The sequence below is a fragment of the Streptomyces sp. Tu 3180 genome (genome assembly GCF_009852415.1).
GTDB lineage: Bacteria > Actinomycetota > Actinomycetes > Streptomycetales > Streptomycetaceae > Streptomyces.
The window spans coordinates 3450001-3473743 of record NZ_WOXS01000002.1 but is presented as its reverse complement, the minus strand read 5'-3'; the positions used below and the strand labels follow the sequence as shown (position 1 = coordinate 3473743).

Here is a 23743-nt window from a genome sequence, read left to right as displayed (position 1 = left end):
ATGTCCAAGATCAGGGGCATGCGTGGAATTCTTGCTCCCTCGATCGGTGTCACCTGCGCCGCCGCTCTCGCCCTCCCCTCGCCCCGCCCGCCGCCGCGACGGCCGCGAGACCGGCGCCGACGGCAGAAGCGGCCACGCGCGCAGCGGTGACGGCCGAGCCCCCCGCCCCCGGCAGCACCCGGTCGCTGCCCCTCCAGCCCCTCAACCGTGAGCGCGCCTCCGGCGCCGTGCTCGGACTCACCCCCCGGGCCGTGCGGGACTTCTCCCTCCTCGGCGTCGTCTGGGACGACCCCGCCGCCGAACTCCACGGCCGCGTCCAGGTCCGCACCCGGTCGGCCGGCACCGGCGCCTGGTCCGGCTGGCGGGACGTCGAGACGCACAACGCCGACCACGCGGCCGACCCGGGCACCGCGGAGGACACCTCGGGCCGGGTCCGCGGCGCCACGGCACCGCTGTGGGTCGGGCCGTCGGACGCCGTGGAGGTCCGGGTCCGGACGGACTCCCCGCAGGAGGCCGGGGCGTCCGGGGCCGGGGACGGGCCCTCGGGGTCCGGGACGGAGGACGGGCCCACCGGTACGCGCACCGGGAGCGCCGACGGCGTTCCCCTGCCGTCCGGGATGCGGCTCGAGCTCGTCGACCCCGGCACGGCGGCCGCTCCGCCCCCGGGCGGCGCCGCGGACGGGCCCCGCACCGGCGCCATGAGCGCCGAGGCGACCGCCGCCTCCGCCGCCAACTCCGGCCTCGCACCGCTCGGCGCCCTCGGGATCCCGGCGCTGACCCGGGAGCAGACCCGGCAGGAGCTCCTCGCCGCGCGCGGGTCCGCAGCGGCCGGGCCGTACGTCGGACCGCGGCCCGCCATCGTCACGCGGCGCGGCTGGGGCGCGGACGAGAACCTGCGGGAGAAGGGGTTCGTGTACACCGGGAAGGTCAAGGCGGCCTTCGTGCACCACACCGCCACCGGCAACAACTACACCTGCGCGCAGGCGCCTTCGGTCATCCGCGGTATCTACCGCTACCACGTCGAGAGCATGGGGTGGCGGGACATCGGCTACAACTTCCTCGTCGACAAGTGCGGGAGGATCTACGAGGGCCGGGCCGGGGGAGTGGCGAAGTCCGTCCTGGGCGCCCACACCCTCGGGTTCAACGGCAACACCACGGGCGTCGCGGTCATCGGCTCCCACGGCTCCAAGAAGCCGTCCTCCTCCGCCGTGAAGGGCATCGCCCGGCTCGCCGCGTGGAAGCTCGGACTGCACGGCGTGAATCCGCGCGCGAAGACATACCTGAAGTCCGGCGGTGGCAACCTCTACCGAAAAGGCAAGAAGGTGCGACTGGACGTGATCTCCGGTCACCGGGACGGGTTCAACACCTCGTGCCCAGGGGGGAAGCTCTACGGCAAGCTCGGCTCCGCACGCTCCAAGGCGGCTCGCTACCAGGGCCGCTGAGCCGGCCCGGGCGTCCCTTCCCGCCGGAGGCACCGCCGTCGCGAGCGCTGTGGAGCGGTCTGCATACACTGGCCGGCCGAAAGACAGTTCGGCCGGTCCCGGCAGGAAGCAGAGACGACAGGTGACAGAAGCGATCCTCCTGGTCGGCGGCAAGGGCACGCGACTGCGTCCGCTCACGGTGCACACGCCCAAGCCCATGGTCCCGGCGGCCGGGGTGCCCTTCCTCACGCACCAGCTGGCGAGAGCGAGAGCGGCGGGCGTCGAGCACATCGTCCTGGCCACGTCCTACCTGGCCGAGGTCTTCGAACCGCACTTCGGCGACGGGTCGTCGCTGGGGCTGCACCTCGAGTACGTGACGGAGGAGGAGCCGCTCGGCACGGGCGGCGCGATCCGCAACGCCGCGTCCCGGCTGCACTCGGGACCGGACGAGCCGGTGCTGGTCTTCAACGGCGACATCCTGACGGGGCTGGACATCCGGGCGCTGGTGCGCACGCACGAAGCGACGGGGGCGGACGTCTCGCTGCACCTGACGAGGGTGACGGACCCGCGGGCGTACGGGCTGGTCCCGACGGACGGCACGGGGCGGGTGCTGGCGTTCCTGGAGAAGCCGCAGACCCCGGAGGAGATCGTCACCGACCAGATCAACGCGGGGGCGTACGTCTTCCGCCGCTCGGTGATCGACACGATCCCGGCGGGCCGGCCGGTGTCGGTGGAGCGGGAGACGTTCCCGGAGCTGCTCTCGGCCGGAGCCCATCTCCAGGGCATGGTGGACTCCACGTACTGGCTGGACCTGGGCACGCCCGCGGCGTTCGTGCGGGGTTCGGCGGACCTGGTGCTCGGGCGCGCCCCGTCCCCGGCGGTGCCCGGCCGCTGCGGTGACCGGCTGATACTGCCGACGGCGACCGTGGCACCCGACGCGAAGCTCGCCGGCGGGACGGTGGTGGGCGAGGGCGCGTTCGTGGCGGAGGGCGCGCGCGTCTTCGGCAGCACGATCCTGCCGGGCGCGGTCATCGAGCCCGGCGCGGTCGTCACCGACTCGCTGATCGGGACACGGGCACGGGTGGGCGAGCGGTCGGTCCTCACCGGGACGGTGATAGGCGACGGCGCGGTCGTCGGCGCGCACAACGAGCTCCGGGAGGGCGTCCGGGTGTGGTGCGACGCGAGGATCCCGGAGGGGGCGGTGCGGTTCTCCTCGGACCAGTAGGGGGCGGGCGCGCGGCCGCGGCCGCGCACCCCCGGCTCACAACCGTCCGATGTCCCCGTACGGCATCCGCGGCGCCCGCCGCTCCGGCACCCTCCCGCTCAGCAGGATCAGCCGCGCGGCACGGTGCCGCTGCCCCGCGTACGGCTCCAGCAGCTCCAGCATCACGGAGTCGTCCGCATGCCGGTCACCGGCGAGCGCCCAGCCCACGATCCCCGGGAGATGAAGGTCCCCCACGGTGACCGCGTCCGGCGCCCCGTGAGTGCGCTGCACCGTCTCCGCCGACGTCCACGGCCCGATTCCCGGCACCAGCTCCCACCGCGCCCGCGCCGCCTCCGGAGGCATCCCCACCGCCTCCTCCAGCCGCGCGGCGACCCGCACGGCCCGCAGGACCGTCGACGCCCGCTTGTCGTCGACCCCGGCCCGGTGCCACTCCCAGGAGGGGATCAGCGCCCAGGTCCGGGGCGCCGGCATCACCGACATCCGCTCGGGCGCGGGCCCGGGCGCCGGCTCCCCGTACTTCCGCACCAGCAGCCGCCACGCCCGGTACGCCTCACCGGTCGTGACCTTCTGCTCCAGGATCGACGGGATCAGCGACTCCAGCACCAGCCCGGTCCGCGTCAGCCGCAGTCCCGGACGCCGGTGCCGGGTGAGCGCCAGCAGTCTGTGCCGGGGCACGAAGGCGGAAGGGTCGTCGGCCGCCCCGAGCAGCTGCGGCAGGTGCTCCAGGAGCCAGTCGGCGCCCGGGCCCCACGCCTGCCCCCGCACCTCACCGGCCCGCTGCGTCACCCGCAGGGTCCCGGGACCGGCCGGCGTCAGGCTGGCCCGCCACACGGAACCGTCCGGCAGGGCGCGGAACGTCGGGTCCCCGGGCCCGCGTCTGAGCGGCCCGAGCACCAGGCCGAGGTCCAGCGGCCCGTCCGGCACCCAGGTCCGCACCCGTTCGGGTGCCGGGGCCCGCCGGGGCGTCCCCACGGGCACGGCGACGCGCCCGCCGCGCACGGGGGCGGGCAGCCCTCCCGCGCCCGCGGGGCCGCGGGGGCGCGTGGGCCGGGGAGCGAAACGTCCTGCCACGAGAGATTCCAGGGGAACGGAGGAGGGGCGGAGGGTGCCGGTGGGCTCCTACGAGGGTAGGCGCCCGCGGCCCCGGCTCACCGCACTTCGATGAAGGTGCCCGCGTCCCGCTCCGGCCGCGGGCGGGGGTCCCCGGCCGGGTGGCCGACCGCCACCGCGCCCATCGGGTCCCAGTCCGCGGGCAGGTCCAGGACCTCGCGGACCACGTCCCGGCAGAACATCGTCGACGACACCCATGCCGAGCCCAGCCGCTCCCCGGCCAGCGCGACCAGGAAGTTCTGCACGCCGGCGCCCGCGGCGACCACGAACATCTCCCGCTCGGCCCCGTCCCGCCGCGCGTCCCCGTAGGTGTGCGAGCCGTCCGTGACCAGACAGGGCACGACCAGGTAGGGCGCGTTGCGCAGGACGTCGCCGCGGCGGACGCGCCTGGCGATGGACTCCTCCGTCCGGCCGTCGCGGCGCAGGTCCGCGATCCAGGCGTCGCGCATGGCGTCCAGGAGGCGGGTGCGGGCCCCGGCGGACTCCAGCAGGACGAACCGCCAGGGGGTGGTGTGGTGCGGGGCCGGGGCCGTCACGGCCGCGGCGACCGCGCGGCGGACCGCCCGGGGGTCGACCGGCTCGTCCGTGAAGGACCGCACCGTACGGCGCTGGGTCACCGCCTGGCGTACGGCTTCGGACGTGCCGAGGCGGAACATGTCGTCGCGCGCGCCGCGGACCAGCGCCCGCGCGCCCTCGCCGTCGTCCGGCGCCACCATGTGCGGCAGTCCGCGGACGACGGCGACGGGCAGGCCGGCCGCCTTGCCCTTGACGAGGTCGCCCGCCGCGGCGAGCTCGTCGGCCGTGGCGACGACCGTGGCGCTGAGCGGGTTGCCGTACGCGTCCGTGCCGCCGCGCAGGTCGTCCAGTACGCGGACGCCCGCCGCGCCGATCGCGACGTCCGTCAGCCCCGCGCGCCAGGGGCGGCCGGAGGTGTCGGTGACGATCACGCCGACCGTGACGCCGAGGGCGTCGCGCAGACCCGCGCGGATCGCCCGCGCGGACGCGTCCGGGTCCTCGGGCAGCAGCAGGACCGTGCCGGAGGGGGTGTTGGAGGCGTCGACCCCGGCCGCGGCCATGACCAGGCCCTGCCGGTTCTCGACGATGCGCAGGGAACCGCGCCGGGCCACCACGCGCACCGTCTCCGCGTCGATCGCGGCCTCCCGGTCGGACGCCTCCACGACCCGGCCCTCGGCCTTGGATACGATCTTCGAGGTGACCAGCAGGATGTCGCCGTCGGCCAGCCCGGGCTCGGCGGCGGCGATCAGCTTGGCCAGGTCGTCGCCGCGGCGGATCTCGGGCAGGCCCGCCACGGCCCGGACCCGGTAGCCGTCGGACGCCGTGTGCGCGCCGCTCAAACCGCCCGCACCTCCTCCGCCAGCGCCAGCGCCTCCCGCGCCATCCGCGCGGCCGCGTCGACGTCGGTCATCATCAGCGGCACGGCCCGGCAGCGGATCCCGGCCGCCTCGACGCGCTCCACGCACCCCGCGTCGACCGTGTCGACCAGCCAGCCGTCCAGCAGACCGGAGCCGTAGTGCTCGGCCACCGCCGGGGCCGTGGCCTCCACGCCGACCGCCGCGAGCACCTTGTCGGCCATGCCGCGCACGGGTGCGTCCCCGACGATCGGCGACAGCCCGATCACCGGCACGCCCGCGTCGGCGATCGCCTCCCGCACGCCGGGCACGGCGAGGATCGTGCCGACGGACACGACGGGGTTGGACGGCGGGAAGAGGATCACGTCGGCCCCGGCGATCGCCTCCAGGACGCCCGGGGCGGGCTTCGCCTGCTCCGCGCCGACCGGCACGACCGCCTCGGCCGGCACCGAGGCCCGCAGCCGCACCCAGTACTCCTGGAAGTGGATCGCCTTGCGCTCGCCGTCCAGCTCGACGGCGACGTGCGTCTCCACACGGTCGTCGGTCATCGGGATCAGCCGCACGCCCGGCTTCCAGCGGTCGCACAGCGCCTCGGTCACGGCGCTCAGCGGGTATCCGGCGCCGAGCATCTGCGTCCGCACGATGTGCGTGGCGAAGTCCCGGTCGCCGAGCCCGAACCACTCCGGGCCGACGCCGTACGCCGCGAGCTCCTCCTTGAGGTGGAAGGTCTCCTCGGCCCGCCCCCAGCCCCGCTCCTCGTCGATGCCGCCGCCGAGCGTGTACATCACCGTGTCGAGGTCCGGGCAGACCTTCAGCCCGAAGAGGTGGATGTCGTCCCCGGTGTTGCCGATGACCGTGATGTCCGCGTCCGGCACGGCCCGCTTCAGACCGCGCAGGAAACGGGCACCGCCGATGCCGCCTGCCAGAACCACAATGCGCATGGGAGCAGTCTCGCAGGCGGCGGCGGTGACGTGTCAGGCAGTCACGGACCGGGGTGCCGTCCGCGCCTCGCAGTGCGGGGAGGCGTGCATGGGCATCTCGGTCAGGCCCGGGTAGTAGATGTGCAGGCTGACGGCCGGGTCGAGCGTGTCGTTGACGACCTCGTGGACGTAGCCCGGCGCGAACACCCGCTGGGCGCCCGCGGCCAGGGTGCGCGTGCCGCGCCCGGTGCGCTCGGTCAGGGTGCCGTCCAGCACGGTCAGCACGCCGGAGGAACGGCCGTGGTCGTGCGGTCCGCTGCCCTGGCCGGGGACCCAGGACAGGAGCCACACCTCGTAGCCGGGTCCCGTGCGCAGCCGGTGGTACCAGCGGCTGGTCGCGTCGTACCGCACGAGGTGCTCCCACTGGGAGCGGTCGGCGGCGAGGGAGCGGGCCAGGCCGGCGAACTCGGCGACGGTGGCCGGGTGCTCGCGGGGCGCCTGGAGCAGGTGGGGGACTTCGAGGATGTCGCCGGCGATCTGGAGGTCGCTGTCGCTGTTCATGGGTACGGGGGTTCCTTGGCGGAGAATCAGGAGAAGCGGTGGGGGGTGCGGGTGTCGCGTCGCGTGCGCCCGGGTCACGGGCGGCGGCGAGGGGTGCCCTGGTGGAGCGGGGGGAGCGGCGGCCGAGTCGTGGGTGAGTCGGCGGCGGCCGGAGCGCTTGGGCTCAACAGCCGGAACAGCAACAGCTACAGCGAGCGCGGGCGGCACCGAGGGACCCGGCGGGGCGGGTCGAGGTGAGTGCCGGGTTCGCGAGCATGCCCACTAGGACACCGGTTCACACCTGCACTGTCAACTCGACGCCCGGTATGTGGGACATGGTTCACCTCATCCGGTTCATCTCCCAGGTGAAAGGTTTGCTCAGGCGGTTCCCGGGACACAAGGTGCGCACGGCCGGGGGCACCGAGCACCGTTGCGATCCCGTGATCCGACTGTGATCCGGTTCGCCCGGACGCGGGTGTCGGAACGGGATCAATTCTCCGGGCGTCCTCTCCGTAGGGGCTCTGCGGGGGGCCGGAGGTCCTCGCGGGCTCCGTAGGCGTGTCAAGGTTTAGGGTGATTTGAACACTTTCCGCTCGGCCTTGGTTCCGCAGAGTGAATAAGGGGCTCAATAGCAGATCTCGGCTTGACTCGCCCGGAGCAGCACACTTGTAATTTCACTCGTGTCGTTCAGCCGGAATCGGTAACGGCTACATCACGGGGACGCGAAAGACAGACGAGGGGCGCACATGACCGAGCTGGTGCAGCAACTGCTGGTCGACGACGCGGACGAGGAACTCGGCTGGCAGGAGCGCGCGCTGTGCGCCCAGACCGACCCCGAGTCCTTCTTCCCCGAGAAGGGCGGCTCCACCCGGGAGGCCAAGAAGGTCTGCCTCGCCTGCGAGGTCCGCTCCGAGTGTCTCGAGTACGCCCTCGCCAACGACGAGCGCTTCGGCATCTGGGGCGGTCTGTCCGAGCGTGAGCGCCGCCGGCTGAAGAAGGCCGCCGTCTGACGGACGGCGCCCCGCCCGTACGTCACCCGTGGCCCGTCGCAGGTGGGTCGTCCACCGGCGGCGGGCCGCCCTGTCCGGCCGCCGCCCGTCCGCCGCCCCCCGTCGAGGCGCTCCGCGCCGCCCCGTTCGAACTGCCGATAGTGTGGTCGCTCGTCCGCGACGCCCCGCTGCCCCCATCGGGCACGGGCGTCCCCAACAGTCCACCGAACCGGGGCCCGTACCTCGATGTCCGTGCACAGCCACCCGGCGGCCCGGCAAGACCGCGCCGCCACCGCAGTGTTTGACCCGGCCCGCCCGCCGGAGTTCCCGCGTCACGTGGTGACCGCGGTCCTCGTCTCCCACGACGGCGCCCGCTGGCTGCCCGACGCGCTCGCCGGGCTGCTCGGCCAGGAGCGCCCCGTCCAGTTCGCCATGGGCGCCGACACCGGCAGCGCGGACGACTCCGCCCGGCTGGTCGCCGAGGCCCTCGGCGACGACCACGTGCTGCACCTCGCCCGGCGCACCGGCTTCGGCCAGGCCGTCGAGGAGTGCAACCGCACCGCGCCCGTCCTCACCCCCGAGGAACTGCCCTACCTGAAGCGGCCGAGCGGCTGGGACCCGGTCACCCGCAGCTGGCGCGACGACGCGTACGACATGCCGGAACTCCCGCACGGGGAACCGGTGCAGTGGCTGTGGCTGCTGCACGACGACTGCGCCCCCGAACCCGACGCGCTGGCCCGGCTCCTGCGCGTCGTGGAGAACGAGTACGAGCTCGGCCGCGACGACGTGGCCGTCGTCGGCCCCAAGCTCCGCGGCTGGTACGACCGCCGGCAGCTGCTGGAGGTCGGCGTCTCCATCGCCAACTCCGGGCGCCGCTGGACCGGTCTGGACCGCCGCGAGCAGGACCAGGGACAGCACGACCACGTCCGGCCCGTGCTGTCGGTGTCCACCGCCGGCATGCTCGTCCGCCGCGACGTCTTCGACCGGCTCGGCGGGTTCGACCGGCACCTGCCCCTCATGCGCGACGACGTCGACCTGTGCTGGCGCGCCCACTCGGCCGGATACCGGGTCCTCGTCGCCCCCGACGCGGTCGTCCGGCACGCCGAGGCGGCCTCCCGCGAGCGCCGCACCGTCGACTGCGTGGGCCGCACCTCCGCCTCCCCGCACAAGGTGGACAAGGCGGGCGCCGTCTACACCCTCCTCGTCAACACCCGTACCGCGGCCCTGCCCTGGGTGCTGCTGCGCCTGGTGCTCGGCACCCTGCTGCGCACCCTCGCCTACCTCGTCGGCAAGGTCCCCGGACAGGCCGTCGACGAGATCCGCGGCCTCATGGGCACCCTGCTGCGGCCCGAACGGATCCTCGCCGGACGGCGCCACCGCGGCAGCCCGCAGATCGACAAGGGCGAACTGCGGGCGCTGCTCCCGCCGCCCGGCGCGACGGTCCGCGTCACCGTCGAACAGGTCGCGGGCAACCTCGTCGGCCGCTCCGACCCCGAGGCCGCCTCCGGCGCCGGACGGCACGGCGGCGCCGTCGAGTCCGGGCCCGGCGGCGACGACGCCGACTTCCTGGAGGTCGAGCAGTTCGCCCGGCTCAAGCGCGTCGCCCGCAAGCCCGGCCCGGTGCTCTTCCTGGTGCTGCTGCTCGTCTCCCTCGCGGCCTGCCGCGCGCTCCTCGGCGGCGGCGCGCTCGCCGGCGGCGCCCTGCTGCCCGCGCCCGCCGACTCCGGTGAGCTGTGGGCGCGTTACACCGACGCCTGGCACGCGGTGGGCGTCGGCGGCACCGGGTCCGCGCCGCCCTACCTCGCCGTCGTGGCGGCCTTCGCCTCCCTGCTGCTCGGCTCGACCGGCCTCGCCGTCACGATCCTGCTCGTCTGCTCGGTGCCGCTGGCCGGCCTCACCGCGTACTTCGCCTCCCGCCCGCTGGTGGAGTCCCGGCTGCTGCGCGCGTGGGCGGCCGTCGCCTACGCCTTCCTGCCCGCCGCCACCGGCGCCCTGGCCGGCGGCCGCATCGGCACCGCCGTCCTCGCCGTGCTGCTGCCCCTGGTCGCCCGCGCGGGCATCGCCGCGAGCGGCCTCACGAACCCCGCGGGCACCCGTGGGAGCTGGCGCGCCACCTGGGCGTACGCGCTGCTGCTCACCGTCACCACCGCGTTCACCCCGATCGTGTGGCCCGTCGCCCTGGTCCTCGGCCTCGGCGTCCTGGCCCTGCGCAGGACGGACCTCCCGGCGTACGCGCTGCGGTTCCTGGCCCAGCTGGGCGTGCCGCTGCTCGTCCTCGCCCCCTGGTCGCTCTCCCTGTTCCCCACCGGCTTCTCCCGGGAGGCCGGCCAGGAGTACGGCCCCTCCGCCGCCTCCGCCCTCGACCTGCTGGGCGCGAGCCCGGGCGGCCCCGGCACGGTCGGCGGCCCGGTGCTCGTCGGCCTCGTGCTCGCCGCCCTCGCCGCCCTGCTCCGGGCCGAGCGCCGGACGGCCATCCTCACCGCCTGGGCGGCCGCCCTGGTGGGCCTCGTCTTCGCGGTCCTGTCCAACGGTTCCGCCTGGGCCGGCCCCGCGACCCTCGTCTACGGCATCGCCGTCCTGGCCGCCGCCGTGCTCGGCGCCGACGGGGCACGCGCGCGCGTCGCCGAGCAGAGCTTCGGCTGGCGTCAGCCGGTCGCCGCGCTGATCGCCCTCGCCTGCGCCGTCGGCCCGCTGCTGGCCGCCGCGGGCTGGATGATCCGCGGCGCCGACGGGCCCGTGGAGCGGCGCGACCCCGTCCAGGTGCCCGCGTTCGTCGCCGAGGAGAGCGGCACCCGCGACCAGGCCCGCACCCTCGTCCTCGACAGCGACTCCACCGCCCGCGTCGGCTACATGCTGGTCCGCGGCTCCGGCGTCCGCATGGGCGACGCCGAGATCGCCGCGACGGACGGCGAGAACGCCCGGCTCGACAAGGTCGTCGCCAACCTCGTCGCCGGCTCCGGCGCCGACCAGGCCGACCAGCTCGGCGGATTCGCCGTGCGCTACGTCCTCGTCCACCAGGGCGCCCCCCGCGAGGTCACCCGCGTCCTGGACGCCACCCCCGGCCTGACCCGGCTCAGCCAGCAGGCGGGCGGCGCGCTGTGGCGGGTCGACCAGCAGGTCGCCCGCGCGAGCATCGTCCCCGCCGGGGGCGCCGGGGGCGAACCGCGGCCCGTCGCCGCCGGCCCCGTCGAGATCCACACCGAGATCCCGGGCGGCGGCGAGGGCCGGATCCTCCGCCTCGCCGATTCCGCCGCCGAGGGCTGGACCGCCACCCTGGACGGCGAGCCGCTGTCCCGCACCACCGTCGACGGCTGGGCCCAGGGCTTCGAGCTCCCCGCCTCCGGCGGCAGGCTGGACGTCACCTACGACGATCCGGCCACCCACACCGCCTGGCTGTGGGCGCAGGGCCTGCTCGCCGTCGTCCTCGTCGTCATGGCCCTGCCCGGCCGCCGCCGCGACGTCGACGACGACCTGCCCGAGGAGCCCGTCGTCCCCGCCGAGGCGCTCGCCGGCGAGGGCCGCCGCGCCCGCCGCCTGCGCGCCCAGGCCGAGTCCACCGCCGGGGAAGCGGGCGGCGACGAGGAGTTCCCCGCCCCGCCGGAGCAGCCCCCGGCGCCCGTCGTTCCGTCCCAGCCCGACCACGGCGCGTGGGACGCGCCGGCCCCCGCGGACGCCGGACCCGGCACCGCGTACACCGGCGAGCAGTACCAGCAGTACGCGACGGACGCCTACGGCACCCCGTACCAGGAAGCCCCCTACCAGGAAGGCCCGTACGACCCGTACGCCTACGGCACCCCGCCCGGGCGGACGCCGTACGACCAGGCGTACGGACAGGGCTACGACCAGACCTACGCGCAGGGTTACGACACGCCGTACGACCCCCACGGCACGGGCAGTGAGCGTCCCGACGGGAGCCAGCAGTGAACCGCACCACCCTGTCCCTGATCGCGGCGGCCACCGCGCTCGCCGCCGTCACCGGCTTCGCCGCGCTGTCCTCACCGGACCCCGCGGCCACCGACGGCACCGCCGGGGCGGCGGCCCACCTGCCCGTGGAACGCACGAGCCTGCTGTGCCCGTCGCCCAGCTCCTCCGACCTCGCCGAGACCACGTACACGTCCTTCACGCCGGTCACGAAGGGCACGGGGAACGGGGGCGGGGCCGAACTCCGGGCGGCGCACAGGCCGCAGTCCGGGACGGACGGCCGGCAGGACGGCGAACAGACCGACCAGACCGACGAGGCCGGCCAGGCGGACCAGGGCGGCGAGGACGCCGGGTCCGAGAAGCCCGTCCTCGAGCCCGGGGAACCCGGCAAGCCGGTCGCCGGGGACACCACCGGGGGCGAGGCACCCGCGCTCGTCGGCACCGCCGACGGCCGTTTCGCGCCCGGCTGGACCGTGCAGCAGACGACCGAGGTCACCGCGGGCACGGGCCGCGGCCTGCAGGGCGTCACCTGCACCGCACCGGACACCGAGTTCTGGTTCCCGGGCGCGAGCACCGAGGCCGGCCGCACCGACTACGTCCACCTGACCAACCCCGACGACTCGGCCGCGGTCGTGGACATCGAGCTCCACGGCGAGGACGGCGCCCTCAAGACGGTGGTGGGGGAGGGCATCACGGTCCAGCCGCACTCCACCGAGCCGGTCCTGCTGTCCACGCTCACCGAGGAGAAGCAGGCCGACGTGACCGTGCACGTCACCGTCCGCAGCGGCCGGGTCGGCGCGGCCGTGCAGGCCCTGGACGACAAGCTGGGCGGCGACTGGCTGGCCGCGTCGGCCGATCCCGCGGGCAGCCTGGTCCTGCCCGGCATCCCGAAGGACGCCACCGCCGTGCGCCTGGTCGTCTTCGCCCCCGGCGACACCGACGCCGACCTGAAGGTGCGCCTCGCCTCCCCCTCCGGCCCGATCACCCCCGCCGGTCACGAGACGCTGCACGTGAAGGGCGGCATGACGGCGGCCGTCGACCTGGGCGACGTCACGCGCGGCGAGGCGGGCTCCCTGGTCCTGACGCCCACGGACGGCTCCGTGCCGGTCGTGGCGGCCGTGCGGGTGCTGCGCGGCGAGGGCGACGCGCAGGAGTCGGCGTTCATCCCGGCCGCACGACCGGTCGGCACGCGCGCGACGTCCGCCGGCAACACCGCCGAGGGCACGACCCTCGCGGTGACCGCCCCCGAGGGCACCGCCCGGATCAAGGTCACCGCTTCGGCGGGCACCGAGGGCGGCACGGCGGCCTCCCAGACGTACACGATCAAGTCCGGCACCACCCAGCACATCGACATCCCCGTGCCGGACGGCCTGAAGGGCACCTACGCCCTCACGGTCGAGCCCCGGTCGGACACCCCGGTCTACGCCTCCCGGACCCTCGCGGCGACGGAGGACGACGTCCCGGCCTTCACCGTCCAGCCCCTCCCGGACGACCGCGGCACGGTGGCGGTGCCGGAGGCGGAGCAGGACCTGTCGGTCCTGCAGAGGTGACCGGCGGGCGGGGAGTGCGGCGGCGGGCGCGGGGAGCGGCGCCGCCGCCCCGTCAGTCCTCGCCGTACCGGGGGTCCACGGCCTCCGGCGTCAGCCCCAGCAGGTCCGCCACCTGCTCGACCACGACCTCGTGGACGAGCGCGGCCCGCTCGTCGCGCCCCTTGGTGCGGATCTCGACCGGCCGCCGGTAGACCACCACCCGCGCGGGACGCCCCTCGCGCGCGGGCACCGTCCCGCCCAGGGGCACCGCCTCGTCGCTCCACCCCAGCCCGCCGCCGTCCGGCTGCGGCACCTCCAGCACGAGGAAATCGATGTCGGCGAGCTGCGGCCACCGCCGCTCCAGCCGCTCCACGGAGTCCTGCACGAGGTCTGCGAACGTCTCCGCGCGGCTGGCGGCGAGCGGCACCTGGGGCGGTGCGATCGGGCCGCGCATGCCCCGGCCGTGGCGGTCACGGCGTCGGGGCCCGGGGCCGGCGGCACGGGGCGTCACGGGGCTGTCCATCACTGTGCAGGGTAGTCGTCGCCGGTCCCGCCCGCCCGGCCCCACGCGCCTTCGGGCCGTCCCGCACGGCATGTCGTCACCTGACCATTCCAGCCAAGGTTGGGCTCGATTTCGTATCTCTCCGAGACCGGTGATCTCAAGGCATTTGACATTGTTTGCACCGACTGGTGACCGGAACCAGAATCGTCCGACATCCCGGACACGGGTGTCGGACCAGGTCAGCGAGGTGTGTCCAAAGGGGTATGTGGGGCGTTTCACACCACGACACGGTGGAGTGACCTGGGGGAGAGTCGTCGCGGCCCGCTCAAGAGTGCGGTACCGTCCAACGTCGTGAGCCCTGTACGTCGCTGTTCGCGCACCGCTTGCGGCCGTCCCGCCGTCGCGACGCTGACGTACGTCTACGCCGACTCGACCGCGGTCCTCGGCCCGCTCGCCACCTACGCCGAACCCCACTGCTACGACCTGTGCGCCGAGCACTCCGAGCGCCTCACCGCACCGCGCGGCTGGGAGGTCGTCCGCCTCCTCGACGGCTCGGCCCCGGCCCAGCCCAGCGGGGACGACCTGGAGGCACTGGCGAACGCCGTGCGCGAGGCGGCCCGCCCCCAGGAGCGGGCGGCGGGAGCCGCCGGCGGAGCCCGGGCCGCCGACCCCATGGAGGTCGCGCGCCGCGGCCACCTGCGGGTGCTCCGCTCACCGGACAACTGACGCCCGGGCGGACCGCCGCCCCGGAGCCCCGGCCCGCCCCCACCTGCGGGCCCGTTCGCCGGTCACGGCGGAGCGTCGCCCCCTGCGGGTAGTTTGTGGGGACCGACAGGACTTTCGGAAGGGTTGGCCGTGGCTGCTGATCTGTCGCAGATCGTGAAGGCGTACGACGTGCGCGGGGTCGTCCCCGACCAGTGGGACGAGTCCCTGGCCGAGCTCTTCGGCGCCGCCTTCGCCCGGGTGACCGGCGCGGGCGCCCTCGTCACCGGACACGACATGCGGCCCTCGTCCCCCGGCCTGTCGGGTGCCTTCGCGCGGGGCGCGGCGGCCCAGGGCGCCGACGTGACCGAGATCGGCCTGTGCTCCACCGACCAGCTCTACTACGCCTCGGGCACGCTGGACCTGCCGGGCGCGATGTTCACCGCCTCCCACAACCCGGCGCGGTACAACGGCATCAAGCTGTGCCGCGCGGGCGCCGCCCCGGTCGGCCAGGACACGGGCCTGGCCGAGATCCGCGCACTCGTCGAGCGGTGGAGCGAGTCGGGCGCCCCGGAGCCGGCGGCCGTGCCGGGAACGGTCACCCGGCGCGACACGCTGGACGACTACGCGGCACACCTGCGCTCGCTCGTCGACCTCACCTCGATCCGCCCCCTGAAGGTCGTCGTCGACGCGGGCAACGGCATGGGCGGGCACACCGTCCCCACGGTCTTCGCCGGCCTGCCGCTCACCCTCGTCCCGATGTACTTCGAGCTCGACGGCACCTTCCCCAACCACGAGGCCAACCCGCTCGACCCGGCCAACCTGGTCGACCTGCAGAAGCGGGTCCGCGAGGAGGGCGCCGACCTCGGCCTCGCCTTCGACGGCGACGCCGACCGCTGCTTCGTCGTCGACGAGCGGGGCGAGCCGGTCTCCCCGTCCGCGATCACCGCCCTGGTGGCCTCCCGCGAGCTGGCCAGGAACGGCGGCAAGGGCACGGTCATCCACAACCTGATCACGTCCTGGTCGGTCCCCGAGGTCGTGCGGGAGAACGGCGGCACCCCCGAGCGCACCCGCGTGGGCCACTCCTTCATCAAGGCCGAGATGGCCAGGACCGGCGCCATCTTCGGCGGCGAGCACTCCGCGCACTACTACTTCCGCGACTTCTGGAACGCCGACACGGGCATGCTGGCCGCCCTGCACGTCCTCGCCGCCCTCGGCGGCCAGCGGGGCACCCTGTCCGCCCTGGTCGCCCAGTACGACCGCTACGCCGGCTCCGGCGAGATCAACTCCACCGTCGACGACCAGACCGCCCGCCTCGCCGCGATCCGGGCCGCGTACGAGGGCCGCGAGGGCGTCACCCTGGACGAACTGGACGGCCTCACCGTCACCTCCGCCGACTGGTGGTTCAACGTCCGCCCCTCCAACACCGAACCGCTCCTCCGCCTGAACGCGGAGGCCCGCGACGAGGCGACGATGGCCGAGGTGCGCGACGAGGCCCTGGCGATCATCCGGGGCTGAGACCGCGCGGGACGGGAGCGCCCGCCGCCCCGCGGCCGCCGGTCCCGGCGCACCGGCCGCCGTCCGCGGCGGCAGCGGGAGCGCCCGCCCGCCCCGGAGGCGGTTCGGGACTCAACGTCCGCGGCCCGCCCGTCCCGTGCCCACCGGCGGTACGCTGACCAGGCACATCCGCATACGCCCGTCCCCGAAGGGAACCCCCATGGCGCTCGAAGCCGGCCTCCTGGAGATCCTCGCCTGCCCGGCCTGCCACTCCCCCCTCAAGGAGCAGGACGCCGAACTCGTCTGCACCGGCCAGGACTGCGGCCTGGCGTACCCGGTCCGCGACGGCATCCCCGTCCTCCTCGTCGACGAGGCCCGGCGCCCCGCGTAACCGACGATCCGGCGACCCGGCGCACCAGCGACCCGGCGCCCCGCGACCCGACGCCCCGCCGACCGGAGGCTGCCGCCCATGCTCGACGAATCGCTGCTCGACTCACCCGAGGGCCTCGCCGAGGCCGACCACCGCAACCTGCTCCGCGGCGCCGCCGAAGCGGGCGCCCGCGTCCGCACGGCCGTCCGGCACGCCGCCGAGGCCGGTGTGCGCGAGCTCAAGCCGGACGGCCGTCCCCGCGCCGTGCTCATCGCGGGCCCCGGTGCCGCCGCCACCCAGACGGCCGACCTCCTCGGCACCCTGGCCGGCGCCGGCAGCCCCGTCACCCGGCTCGCGCCGACCGGCGTCGCCCCCGCCGGGGGAGCGCTGCGCTGGGAGCTGCCCGGCTGGGCGGGCTCCGTGGACCTGCTGCTGATCGCCACGCCCGACGGCACCGAACCGGGCCTGTCCCTGCTCTGCGAGCAGGCGTACCGCCGTGGCTGCACCATCGCCGCCGTGGCCCCCGCCCGCACCCCGCTCGCCGACGCCGTGGGCGGCTCCCACGGCCTGTTCGTCCCCATGGCCACCGCGCCCTACGACCAGGACGAACCCCTCGCCGCCACCGCCCCCGGCGTCCTGTGGGCGCTGCTCACCCCGCTGCTCGCGCTGCTGGACCGCATCGGCCTGCTCGCCGCCCCGCCGGACGCCCTGGACAAGGTCGCCGACCGCCTCGACCGCGTCGCCGAACGCTGCGGCCCGGCCATCGCGACGTACAGCAACCCCGCCAAGACCCTGGCCGCGGAACTCGCCGACGCGCTGCCCCTGGTGTGGACCGAGGGCGTCTCCGCGGGCCCGGCCGGCCGCCGCTTCGCCGCCGCGCTCGCCGAACTGTCCGGCACCCCCGCCGTCGTCGCCGAGCTCCCCGAGGCGCTCGCCGCGCACAGCGCCCTGCTGGCCGGTCCGCTGGCCGCCAGCGCCGACCCGGACGACTTCTTCCGCGACCGCGTGGAGGAACCGCCCGCCCTGCACGCACGCGCGGTGCTGCTCCGCGACCGCCCCATCGGCGGCCTCACCGCCGCCCCGGCCGCCCGCGATCTGGCCCTCAGCCACGACACGCCGATCAGCGAGCTGGAGCCCGAGGAGGGCGGCGAACTGGAGACCCTCGCGGAACTGATCGCCGTCACGGATTTCGCCGCCGTTTACCTGGCGCTCGCCTCCGGAACCTGATCATGCCCAGGACGCACTGACTCCCCGGCGCGCGCACGCACGGGACCCGGCAGAAGGAACGCAGAGAGCCCCATGGACCGCCTCGACAACACCATCCGCCCCTACGCCTGGGGTTCCACCACCGCCATCCCGCGGCTGCTCGGCACCGAACCGACCGGCGAGCCGCAGGCGGAGATGTGGATGGGCGCCCACCCCGGAGCCCCCTCACGCACCGCGCGCGGCACGCTGGTCGAGGTCATCGACGCCGCCCCGGAGAAGGAGCTCGGCGCGGCGTCGGTCGCGAAGTTCGGCCCGCGCCTGCCCTTCCTCCTCAAGCTCCTCGCCGCCGGCGCCCCGCTCTCCCTCCAGGTCCACCCCGACCTGGACCAGGCGAAGCGGGGATACGAGGACGAGGAGCGCCGCGGCGTCCCCGTGGACGCCCCGCACCGCACCTACAAGGACGCCAACCACAAGCCCGAACTGATCTGCGCCCTCACCGAGTTCGACGGACTGTGCGGCTTCCGCGACCCGCTGCGCGCCGCCGGCCTCCTCGACGGCCTCGGCGTGGACTCGCTCAAGCCGTACGTCGACCTGCTGCACGCCCACCCCGAGGAAGCGGCCCTGCGCGAGGTCCTCACCGCGATCCTCACCGCCGACCCCGACGAGATGGCCCACACCGTCACCGAGGCGGCCGCCGCCTGCGACCGCCTCGGCGGCCCCTACGCCCCGTACGCCGGCATCGCCCACCACTACCCGGGCGACCCCGGCGTCATCGCCGCGATGCTCCTCAACCACGTCCGGCTCCAGCCCGGCGAGGCCCTCTTCCTCGGCGCCGGCGTCCCGCACGCCTACCTGAGCGGCCTCGGCGTCGAGATCATGGCCAACTCCGACAACGTCCTGCGCTGCGGTCTGACCCCCAAGCACGTCGACGTCCCCGAACTCCTGCGCATCGTCCGCTTCGAGGCCGGCGACCCCGGCGTCCTGCGCCCGGAGGCCACCCCGGAGGGCGAGGAGGTCTACGAGACCCCCATCGACGAGTTCCGCCTCTCCCGCCACGTCCTCCCCGAGGGCGGCGCCCCCCGCGACCTGACCCTGAGCACCCCGCAGATCCTGCTCTGCACGGCCGGTTCGGTGCGCGCGGGCGAGCACGAGCTGTCCCCGGGGACGTCCGTGTTCGTCCCCGCGGGTGAGAAGGCCGAAGTGTCGGGTACCGGAACGCTGTTCAGGGCCACCGTCGTCGCCTGACCACCGCACGGCACCGACCTGAGGAGCCGTCTCCCGGCAGGGCTGCAACAATGGCCCACCGTCAAAGGACGGGCACATCCCCGGACGGCGTGCGCGCACGCGCGTCCGGGCCCGAAACGGCGTACGAAGGGACAACGCGAACACATGAGCGCGTCAGGCGGCACCAAGGCGATCGTGGCGGCACTCGCCGCCAACCTCGCGATCGCGGTAGCGAAGTTCGTGGCGTTCCTCTTCAGCGGCTCCTCGTCGATGCTCGCCGAATCCGTGCACTCGGTCGCCGACTCCGGCAACCAGGCCCTGCTGCTGGTCGGCGGCAAGAAGGCACAGCGCCGGGCCACCCCGGAGCACCCCTTCGGCTACGGCCGCGAGCGCTACATCTACGCCTTCCTCGTCTCCATCGTGCTCTTCTCGGTCGGCGGCATGTTCGCCCTCTACGAGGGCTACGAGAAGATCAAGCACCCGCACGAGCTGGAGCACTGGTACTGGCCGGTCGGCGTCCTCGTCTTCGCGATCATCGCCGAGACCTTCTCCTTCCGCACCGCCATCAAGGAGTCCAACGTCCTGCGCGGCAAGCGCTCCTGGAAGGAGTTCGTCCGCCACGCCAAGGCCCCCGAACTGCCGGTCGTCCTCCTGGAGGACCTGGGCGCGCTCGTCGGTCTGGTCCTCGCCCTCGGCGGTGTCGGCCTCGCCCTGCTCACCGGTGACAGCGTCTGGGACGGCATCGGCACCCTCTGCATCGGCGTCCTGCTCATCCTGATCGCCCTGGTCCTCGCCGCCGAGACGAAGTCCCTGCTGCTCGGCGAGGCCGCCGGTGCCGAGGAGAGCCAGAAGATCCAGGCCGCCGTCGTCGACGGCGACACCGTCACCCGCGTCATCCACATGCGCACCCTCCACCTCGGCCCGGAGGAGCTGCTGGTCGCCGCGAAGATCGCCGTGCGGCACGACAACACGGCCACGGAGATCGCCGCCGCCATCGACGCCGCCGAGTCCCGCATCCGCGAGGCCGTCCCGATCGCCCGCGTGATCTACCTCGAGCCCGACGTCTACAGCGAGGCCGAGGCCGCCCGGGGCGCCGACCCCGAGGCCACCCCGGGCGGTCCCGCACCGCACGGCACCGGGCACTGAGTCCCGTCTCGCACAAGGGCCCGCCGGTCACCCGGCGGGCCCTTCGCCGTGCCGGCGCCCCGGCGCCCCGGAAGCGCCCGGGCCGCAGCTCGAAGCGCGCCGTCCGACGGGAGCGCCCGCCGGATCGGCTTGAAGTGTTCGCGGACGGACTGGGGGCCGCAGGGCCGGGCGGTGTAGCTTGGGACGGAGCCAGACGTCGCTGCTGATGGCGGTCGGGCGGCCCCACCGAGGGCCGGCCGAGGGAGAGAGGGCCTCCGACGGACTGCGCTGCGCGCACGCGGGCATGCCTGTGTCCTCTTCGGGCACCCCTGTGTCCGCCGCCGCGCAGACCAGCCGTACCCACCTCGACCCAACCCGAGGAGCAGCTCGCAATGACGACTGTCGAGAACCGACAGGACTTCAAGGTCGCCGACCTCTCCCTGGCCGAGTTCGGCCGCAAGGAGATCACCCTCGCCGAGCACGAGATGCCCGGCCTGATGGCGATCCGCAAGGAGTACGCCGAGGCCCAGCCGCTGGCCGGCGCCCGGGTCACCGGCTCCCTGCACATGACCGTGCAGACCGCCGTGCTGATCGAGACCCTGGTCGCCCTGGGCGCGCAGGTCCGCTGGGCGTCCTGCAACATCTTCTCCACCCAGGACCACGCCGCGGCCGCCATCGCCGTCGGCCCCGACGGGACGCCCGACAACCCGCGGGGCGTCCCGGTCTTCGCCTGGAAGGGCGAGACCCTCGAGGAGTACTGGTGGTGCACGGAGCAGGCACTGACCTGGCCGGACAGCCCCACCGGCGGCCCCAACATGATCCTGGACGACGGCGGTGACGCCACCCTCCTCGTCCACAAGGGCGTCGAGTACGAGAAGGACGGCAAGGTCCCCTCGCCCGACACCGCCGAGTCCGACGAGCACCGCGTCATCCTGGAGCTCCTCACCCGCACCCTGGGCGAGAACCCGCAGAAGTGGACCCAGCTGGCCTCCGAGATCCGCGGCGTCACCGAGGAGACCACGACCGGCGTCCACCGCCTGTACGAGATGCAGCGCGACGGCACCCTCCTGTTCCCGGCGATCAACGTCAACGACGCCGTCACCAAGTCGAAGTTCGACAACAAGTACGGCTGCCGCCACTCCCTGGTCGACGGCATCAACCGCGCCACCGACACCCTGATCGGCGGCAAGACCGCGGTCGTCTGCGGCTACGGCGACGTGGGCAAGGGCTGCGCGGAGTCCCTGCGCGGACAGGGCGCCCGCGTGATCGTCACCGAGATCGACCCGATCTGCGCCCTCCAGGCCGCGATGGACGGCTACCAGGTCACGACGCTGGACGAGGTCGTCGAGACGGCCGACATCTTCATCACCACGACCGGCAACAAGGACATCATCATGGCCTCCGACATGGCCAGGATGAAGCACCAGGCCATCGTCGGGAACATCGGCCACTTCGACAACGAGATCGACATGGCCGGCCTCGCCAAGGTCCCCGGCATCGTCAAGGACGAGATCAAGCCGCAGGTCCACACCTGGACCTTCCCCGACGGCAAGAAGATCATCGTGCTGTCCGAGGGCCGCCTGCTGAACCTGGGCAACGCCACCGGTCACCCGTCGTTCGTGATGTCCAACTCCTTCGCGGACCAGACCCTGGCCCAGATCGAGCTGTTCACCAAGCCCGACGAGTACCCGACCGGCGTCTACGTGCTGCCCAAGCACCTCGACGAGAAGGTCGCCCGCCTCCACCTCGACGCGCTCGGCGTCAAGCTGACCACGCTCCGCCCGGAGCAGGCCGAGTACATCGGCGTGAAGGTCGAGGGCCCGTTCAAGCCGGACCACTACCGCTACTGAGTCCACGCTCCCACCGGGCGAGCGCGCCGGTGCACCGGCGCGCTCGCCCGGCAGCAGGTCCTCAGAGGCAGGCCCCCGCACCCCCGTGTCGGGGGCCTGCCCCATGGGCGGGCCGACGACCGGCCGGCCCGAACCGTCAAGACCCAGGACCCCCATGCCCCGCGGCCGCTATTCGCTCCACGATCCGCACGATCACACCCCCCTCGCAGAAGAGCACTTCCACTGCGCCCCCGGCCCCTCCGGCTGGCGCTACGTCTCCCAGCTCACCGCCCCCTCCGGCGGTCACCTGGGCTCGGTCGACCTCGCCCTCGACGAACTGGGCCGCCCCATCCGCCTCGAACTCCACGCCGCGAGCTGGCAGGTCCGCGGCGCCGCCCTCGACGGCGTCACCTGGGTCCGCACCGACCCCACCGGGGCCCACGCCACCGAAGGCAATGTGCGCGCCCACGCCTTCACCGGCTCGTCCCCCGCGTTCCTCGTCGCCACCGCCCGTCTGCTGCGCCTCACCCCCTCGGCACCGGCCACCCGCGTACGCCTCGTCGCCTTCACGGACCCGGTCCTCGCCCCGCGCACCGTGGACCAGTCCTGGACGTTGGTGGAAAGAGAAGCACACGCCACTGACAACGGCCCCCTGACCGTGGACGAGTACCAGGTCACAGCCCTGGACACGGGCGAACAGCACACCGTGCACATCGCCGGGGACGTGGTCCTCGCCGCCCCGGGCATCGAGCTGGAGGACCTCGCGTCGCCGCCGTCGGTCTTCGACTGAACGGCGCGCCCGACGAGACCGACGGGCCCGAGACCCACGGGCCTACGACGGCGGTACGAACCCCGTCGAGGGGCGGTCGGCCGGCGCCGCGTCCTGCGGCGTGCCGGTCCGGTCCCCGCGCACCGGCACCTCCACGCCCTCCGCGGAGGAACGCGCGGACGGCGTCCCGGGCGGCACGGCTCGCGGGTCCTCCGACGGGACGTCCGGCCGTACGTCCGGCGGCACGGCCACGGGGGGATGGGCGGGCGGGGCGTAGGCCCCCGCCGAACCGGCGGCGCCGACGTGACCGCCACCCGCGGCCGCCCCGTTCCCGAAGGTCCGCCGGGCCTCCCGGGCCTGCCGCTCCTGCACCACCGCCGCCAGGTACGCCGCCGGCGGCACCCCCGGCGGCACCGGCGCCCCCGTACGGTCCGCCAGGTCCGCCGCCAGCCGCTCCGCCATCGTCCGGCCGACCTGCGGGTCCAGCTGCTGCATCCGCGTCAGGTACTGCCGGACGGCGAGCCACAGGCCGTCGGGCACCGCCGACAGATCAAGACCGGAGAACCGCCCGGCCAGCCACGGGGGCGGCGGCGGTACGAAACCGCCCCGCCCGGCCGGCACCCGCTCCCGGACGACCAGCGTCCCCGCGAACACGTCCCCGAGCCGCCGGCCGCGCGCCGACACCAGGGAGGCGACGCAGGCCACGACCCCGAACGTCATCAGGATCTCGATGACGCCGATCAGACCCCGCACCAGTGCGTGCCGGAACCGGATCGGCCCCCCGTCGTCCCGCACCACCCGCAGCCCGCACGCCATCTTCCCGAGCGACCGCCCGTGACTGAGCGTCTCGACCGCGATCGGCCCGCCCACCAGCACCAGGACGAACGCCGCGATCGACAGCGCCGTCTGCGCCGCCTGGTCCAGGGAGGCCGTGGAAGCCACCAGGGCGATGGTCACGGCGACGTAGGCCGCCACGGCCGCCGCCAGGTCGAGCAGCACGGCCAGTGCCCTGCTGGGCAGCTTCGCGGGGCGCAGCTCCAACGCCACCGCCTCGCCCGTCACCAGCTCACTCACGCCCGCCGCCCTTTCCTGGCCTGCCCCGAACACCGCCAGTCTGCCAAGCTGATGGCACATCGCACCGCAGTACGACGAGCCGATCAAGCAGATCATCGATCCAGCCGATCGCCGACGGGCCACGGACGAGCCGTGCCGGCGAGCAGCCGACGAACAGCCGAGGAGCAGGCACACCGATGGACCTCGACGTCTTCGTCTCCGCCCACCGCGCGGAGTGGGACCGCCTCGAAGCCCTGCTCCGGCGCCAGCGCCGTCTCACGGGTGCGGAAGCCGACGAACTCGTCGTCCTCTACCAGCGCACCGCCACCCACCTCTCCCTGATCCAGTCGGCCGCCCCCGATCCCCAGCTGACCGGCCGGCTCAGCCAGCTGGTGGCACGCGCGCGCAGCGCGGTCACCGGCGCCCGGCGCGCGTCCTGGC

General features: G+C 74.6%; 20 protein-coding genes (1 of these 20 cut by a window edge). 14 read left to right on the top strand and 6 right to left on the bottom strand.

What is annotated here, in order from left to right; all coding sequences use genetic code 11:
• Window positions 1-146 precede the first annotated feature (146 nt).
• Entirely contained in the window at window positions 147-1442 is a 1296-nt protein-coding gene (locus GL259_RS16420; protein ID WP_166461508.1) for a peptidoglycan recognition protein, read from the top strand.
• 121 nt (window positions 1443-1563) lie between these two features.
• On the top strand, window positions 1564-2646 hold the full coding sequence (locus tag GL259_RS16415; protein WP_159533480.1) for an NDP-sugar synthase: 1083 nt from the start codon (window positions 1564-1566) through the stop codon (window positions 2644-2646).
• A gap of 36 nt (window positions 2647-2682) precedes the next feature.
• Here the strand turns inward: GL259_RS16415 and GL259_RS16410 are convergent, their stop codons facing one another.
• The 4 genes from GL259_RS16410 to GL259_RS16395 form a co-directional block, all read right to left on the bottom strand.
• Window positions 2683-3645: a DNA-3-methyladenine glycosylase 2 family protein gene (locus GL259_RS16410; RefSeq protein ID WP_208026614.1), complete on the bottom strand. Its 963-nt coding sequence runs from the start codon at window positions 3643-3645 to the stop codon at window positions 2683-2685.
• Between the two features lie 149 nt (window positions 3646-3794).
• Complete coding sequence (locus GL259_RS16405) at window positions 3795-5111, bottom strand: coenzyme F420-0:L-glutamate ligase (RefSeq protein WP_159533478.1); 1317 nt, start codon at window positions 5109-5111, stop codon at window positions 3795-3797.
• Window positions 5108-6067: a 2-phospho-L-lactate transferase gene (cofD, locus tag GL259_RS16400; protein ID WP_159533476.1), complete on the bottom strand. Its 960-nt coding sequence runs from the start codon at window positions 6065-6067 to the stop codon at window positions 5108-5110. The genes GL259_RS16405 and cofD overlap by 4 nt, the downstream gene beginning before the upstream one ends.
• 33 nt (window positions 6068-6100) lie before the next feature.
• A complete protein-coding gene (locus GL259_RS16395) occupies window positions 6101-6607 on the bottom strand; it encodes a cysteine dioxygenase family protein (protein ID WP_159533474.1) in 507 nt (168 codons plus the stop codon).
• A gap of 725 nt (window positions 6608-7332) precedes the next feature.
• Between GL259_RS16395 and GL259_RS16390 the strand changes: the two genes are divergently transcribed.
• From GL259_RS16390 to GL259_RS16380, 3 genes are all read left to right on the top strand, one after another.
• Complete coding sequence (locus GL259_RS16390) at window positions 7333-7596, top strand: WhiB family transcriptional regulator (RefSeq protein WP_003975777.1); 264 nt, start codon at window positions 7333-7335, stop codon at window positions 7594-7596.
• Window positions 7597-7911: 315 nt separating this feature from the next.
• Window positions 7912-11499 (top strand): glycosyltransferase family 2 protein, encoded by a 3588-nt coding sequence (locus tag GL259_RS16385; RefSeq protein ID WP_166461507.1) that lies wholly within the window; start codon window positions 7912-7914, stop codon window positions 11497-11499.
• Window positions 11496-13046 carry a DUF5719 family protein gene (locus tag GL259_RS16380; protein WP_159533470.1) on the top strand — a complete coding sequence of 517 codons (1551 nt, stop codon included), beginning with the start codon at window positions 11496-11498 and terminating at the stop codon, window positions 13044-13046. Before GL259_RS16385 ends, GL259_RS16380 begins: the two co-directional genes overlap by 4 nt.
• 52 nt (window positions 13047-13098) lie before the next feature.
• On the opposite strand, the gene GL259_RS16375 is transcribed toward GL259_RS16380, so the two are convergent.
• Window positions 13099-13548, bottom strand: a complete 450-nt coding sequence (locus tag GL259_RS16375) for a metallopeptidase family protein (protein WP_159533468.1) — start codon at window positions 13546-13548, stop codon at window positions 13099-13101.
• 279 nt (window positions 13549-13827) lie between these two features.
• Here GL259_RS16375 and GL259_RS16370 point away from each other — a divergent pair, with 279 nt between their 5' ends.
• The 8 genes from GL259_RS16370 (at window position 13828) to GL259_RS16330 (ending at window position 22270) form a co-directional block, all read left to right on the top strand.
• Window positions 13828-14253 carry a DUF3499 domain-containing protein gene (locus tag GL259_RS16370; protein WP_159538685.1) on the top strand — a complete coding sequence of 142 codons (426 nt, stop codon included), beginning with the start codon at window positions 13828-13830 and terminating at the stop codon, window positions 14251-14253.
• A 129-nt stretch (window positions 14254-14382) separates the two neighbouring features.
• Window positions 14383-15747, top strand: a complete 1365-nt coding sequence (locus GL259_RS16365; protein WP_159533466.1) for a phosphomannomutase/phosphoglucomutase — start codon at window positions 14383-14385, stop codon at window positions 15745-15747.
• A 199-nt stretch (window positions 15748-15946) separates the two neighbouring features.
• Window positions 15947-16117, top strand: a complete 171-nt coding sequence (locus GL259_RS16360; protein ID WP_159533464.1) for a Trm112 family protein — start codon at window positions 15947-15949, stop codon at window positions 16115-16117.
• Window positions 16118-16195: 78 nt separating this feature from the next.
• Complete coding sequence (locus GL259_RS16355; RefSeq protein ID WP_159533462.1) at window positions 16196-17323, top strand: SIS domain-containing protein; 1128 nt, start codon at window positions 16196-16198, stop codon at window positions 17321-17323.
• Between the two features lie 72 nt (window positions 17324-17395).
• The gene (manA, locus tag GL259_RS16350; protein WP_159533460.1) at window positions 17396-18547 is read left to right on the top strand and encodes a mannose-6-phosphate isomerase, class I; all 1152 of its coding nucleotides are present in this window, start codon (window positions 17396-17398) and stop codon (window positions 18545-18547) included.
• A 144-nt stretch (window positions 18548-18691) separates the two neighbouring features.
• Window positions 18692-19672 carry a cation diffusion facilitator family transporter gene (locus GL259_RS16345; RefSeq protein ID WP_159533458.1) on the top strand — a complete coding sequence of 327 codons (981 nt, stop codon included), beginning with the start codon at window positions 18692-18694 and terminating at the stop codon, window positions 19670-19672.
• Between the two features lie 371 nt (window positions 19673-20043).
• Complete coding sequence (gene ahcY, locus GL259_RS16335; RefSeq protein ID WP_159533456.1) at window positions 20044-21501, top strand: adenosylhomocysteinase; 1458 nt, start codon at window positions 20044-20046, stop codon at window positions 21499-21501.
• Between the two features lie 154 nt (window positions 21502-21655).
• Window positions 21656-22270 (top strand): hypothetical protein, encoded by a 615-nt coding sequence (locus GL259_RS16330; RefSeq protein WP_159533454.1) that lies wholly within the window; start codon window positions 21656-21658, stop codon window positions 22268-22270.
• Window positions 22271-22312: 42 nt separating this feature from the next.
• Here GL259_RS16330 and GL259_RS16325 read toward each other — a convergent pair whose 3' ends face one another.
• A complete protein-coding gene (locus tag GL259_RS16325) occupies window positions 22313-23323 on the bottom strand; it encodes an RDD family protein (RefSeq protein ID WP_159533452.1) in 1011 nt (336 codons plus the stop codon).
• A gap of 176 nt (window positions 23324-23499) precedes the next feature.
• Between GL259_RS16325 and GL259_RS16320 the strand changes: the two genes are divergently transcribed.
• A protein-coding gene (locus GL259_RS16320) for a stage II sporulation protein M (RefSeq protein ID WP_159533450.1) crosses the window boundary here: on the top strand, window positions 23500-23743 show its start. It continues 764 nt past the right edge of the window; only the first 244 of its 1008 coding nucleotides appear in the window; its start codon is at window positions 23500-23502; the stop codon falls past the right edge of the window.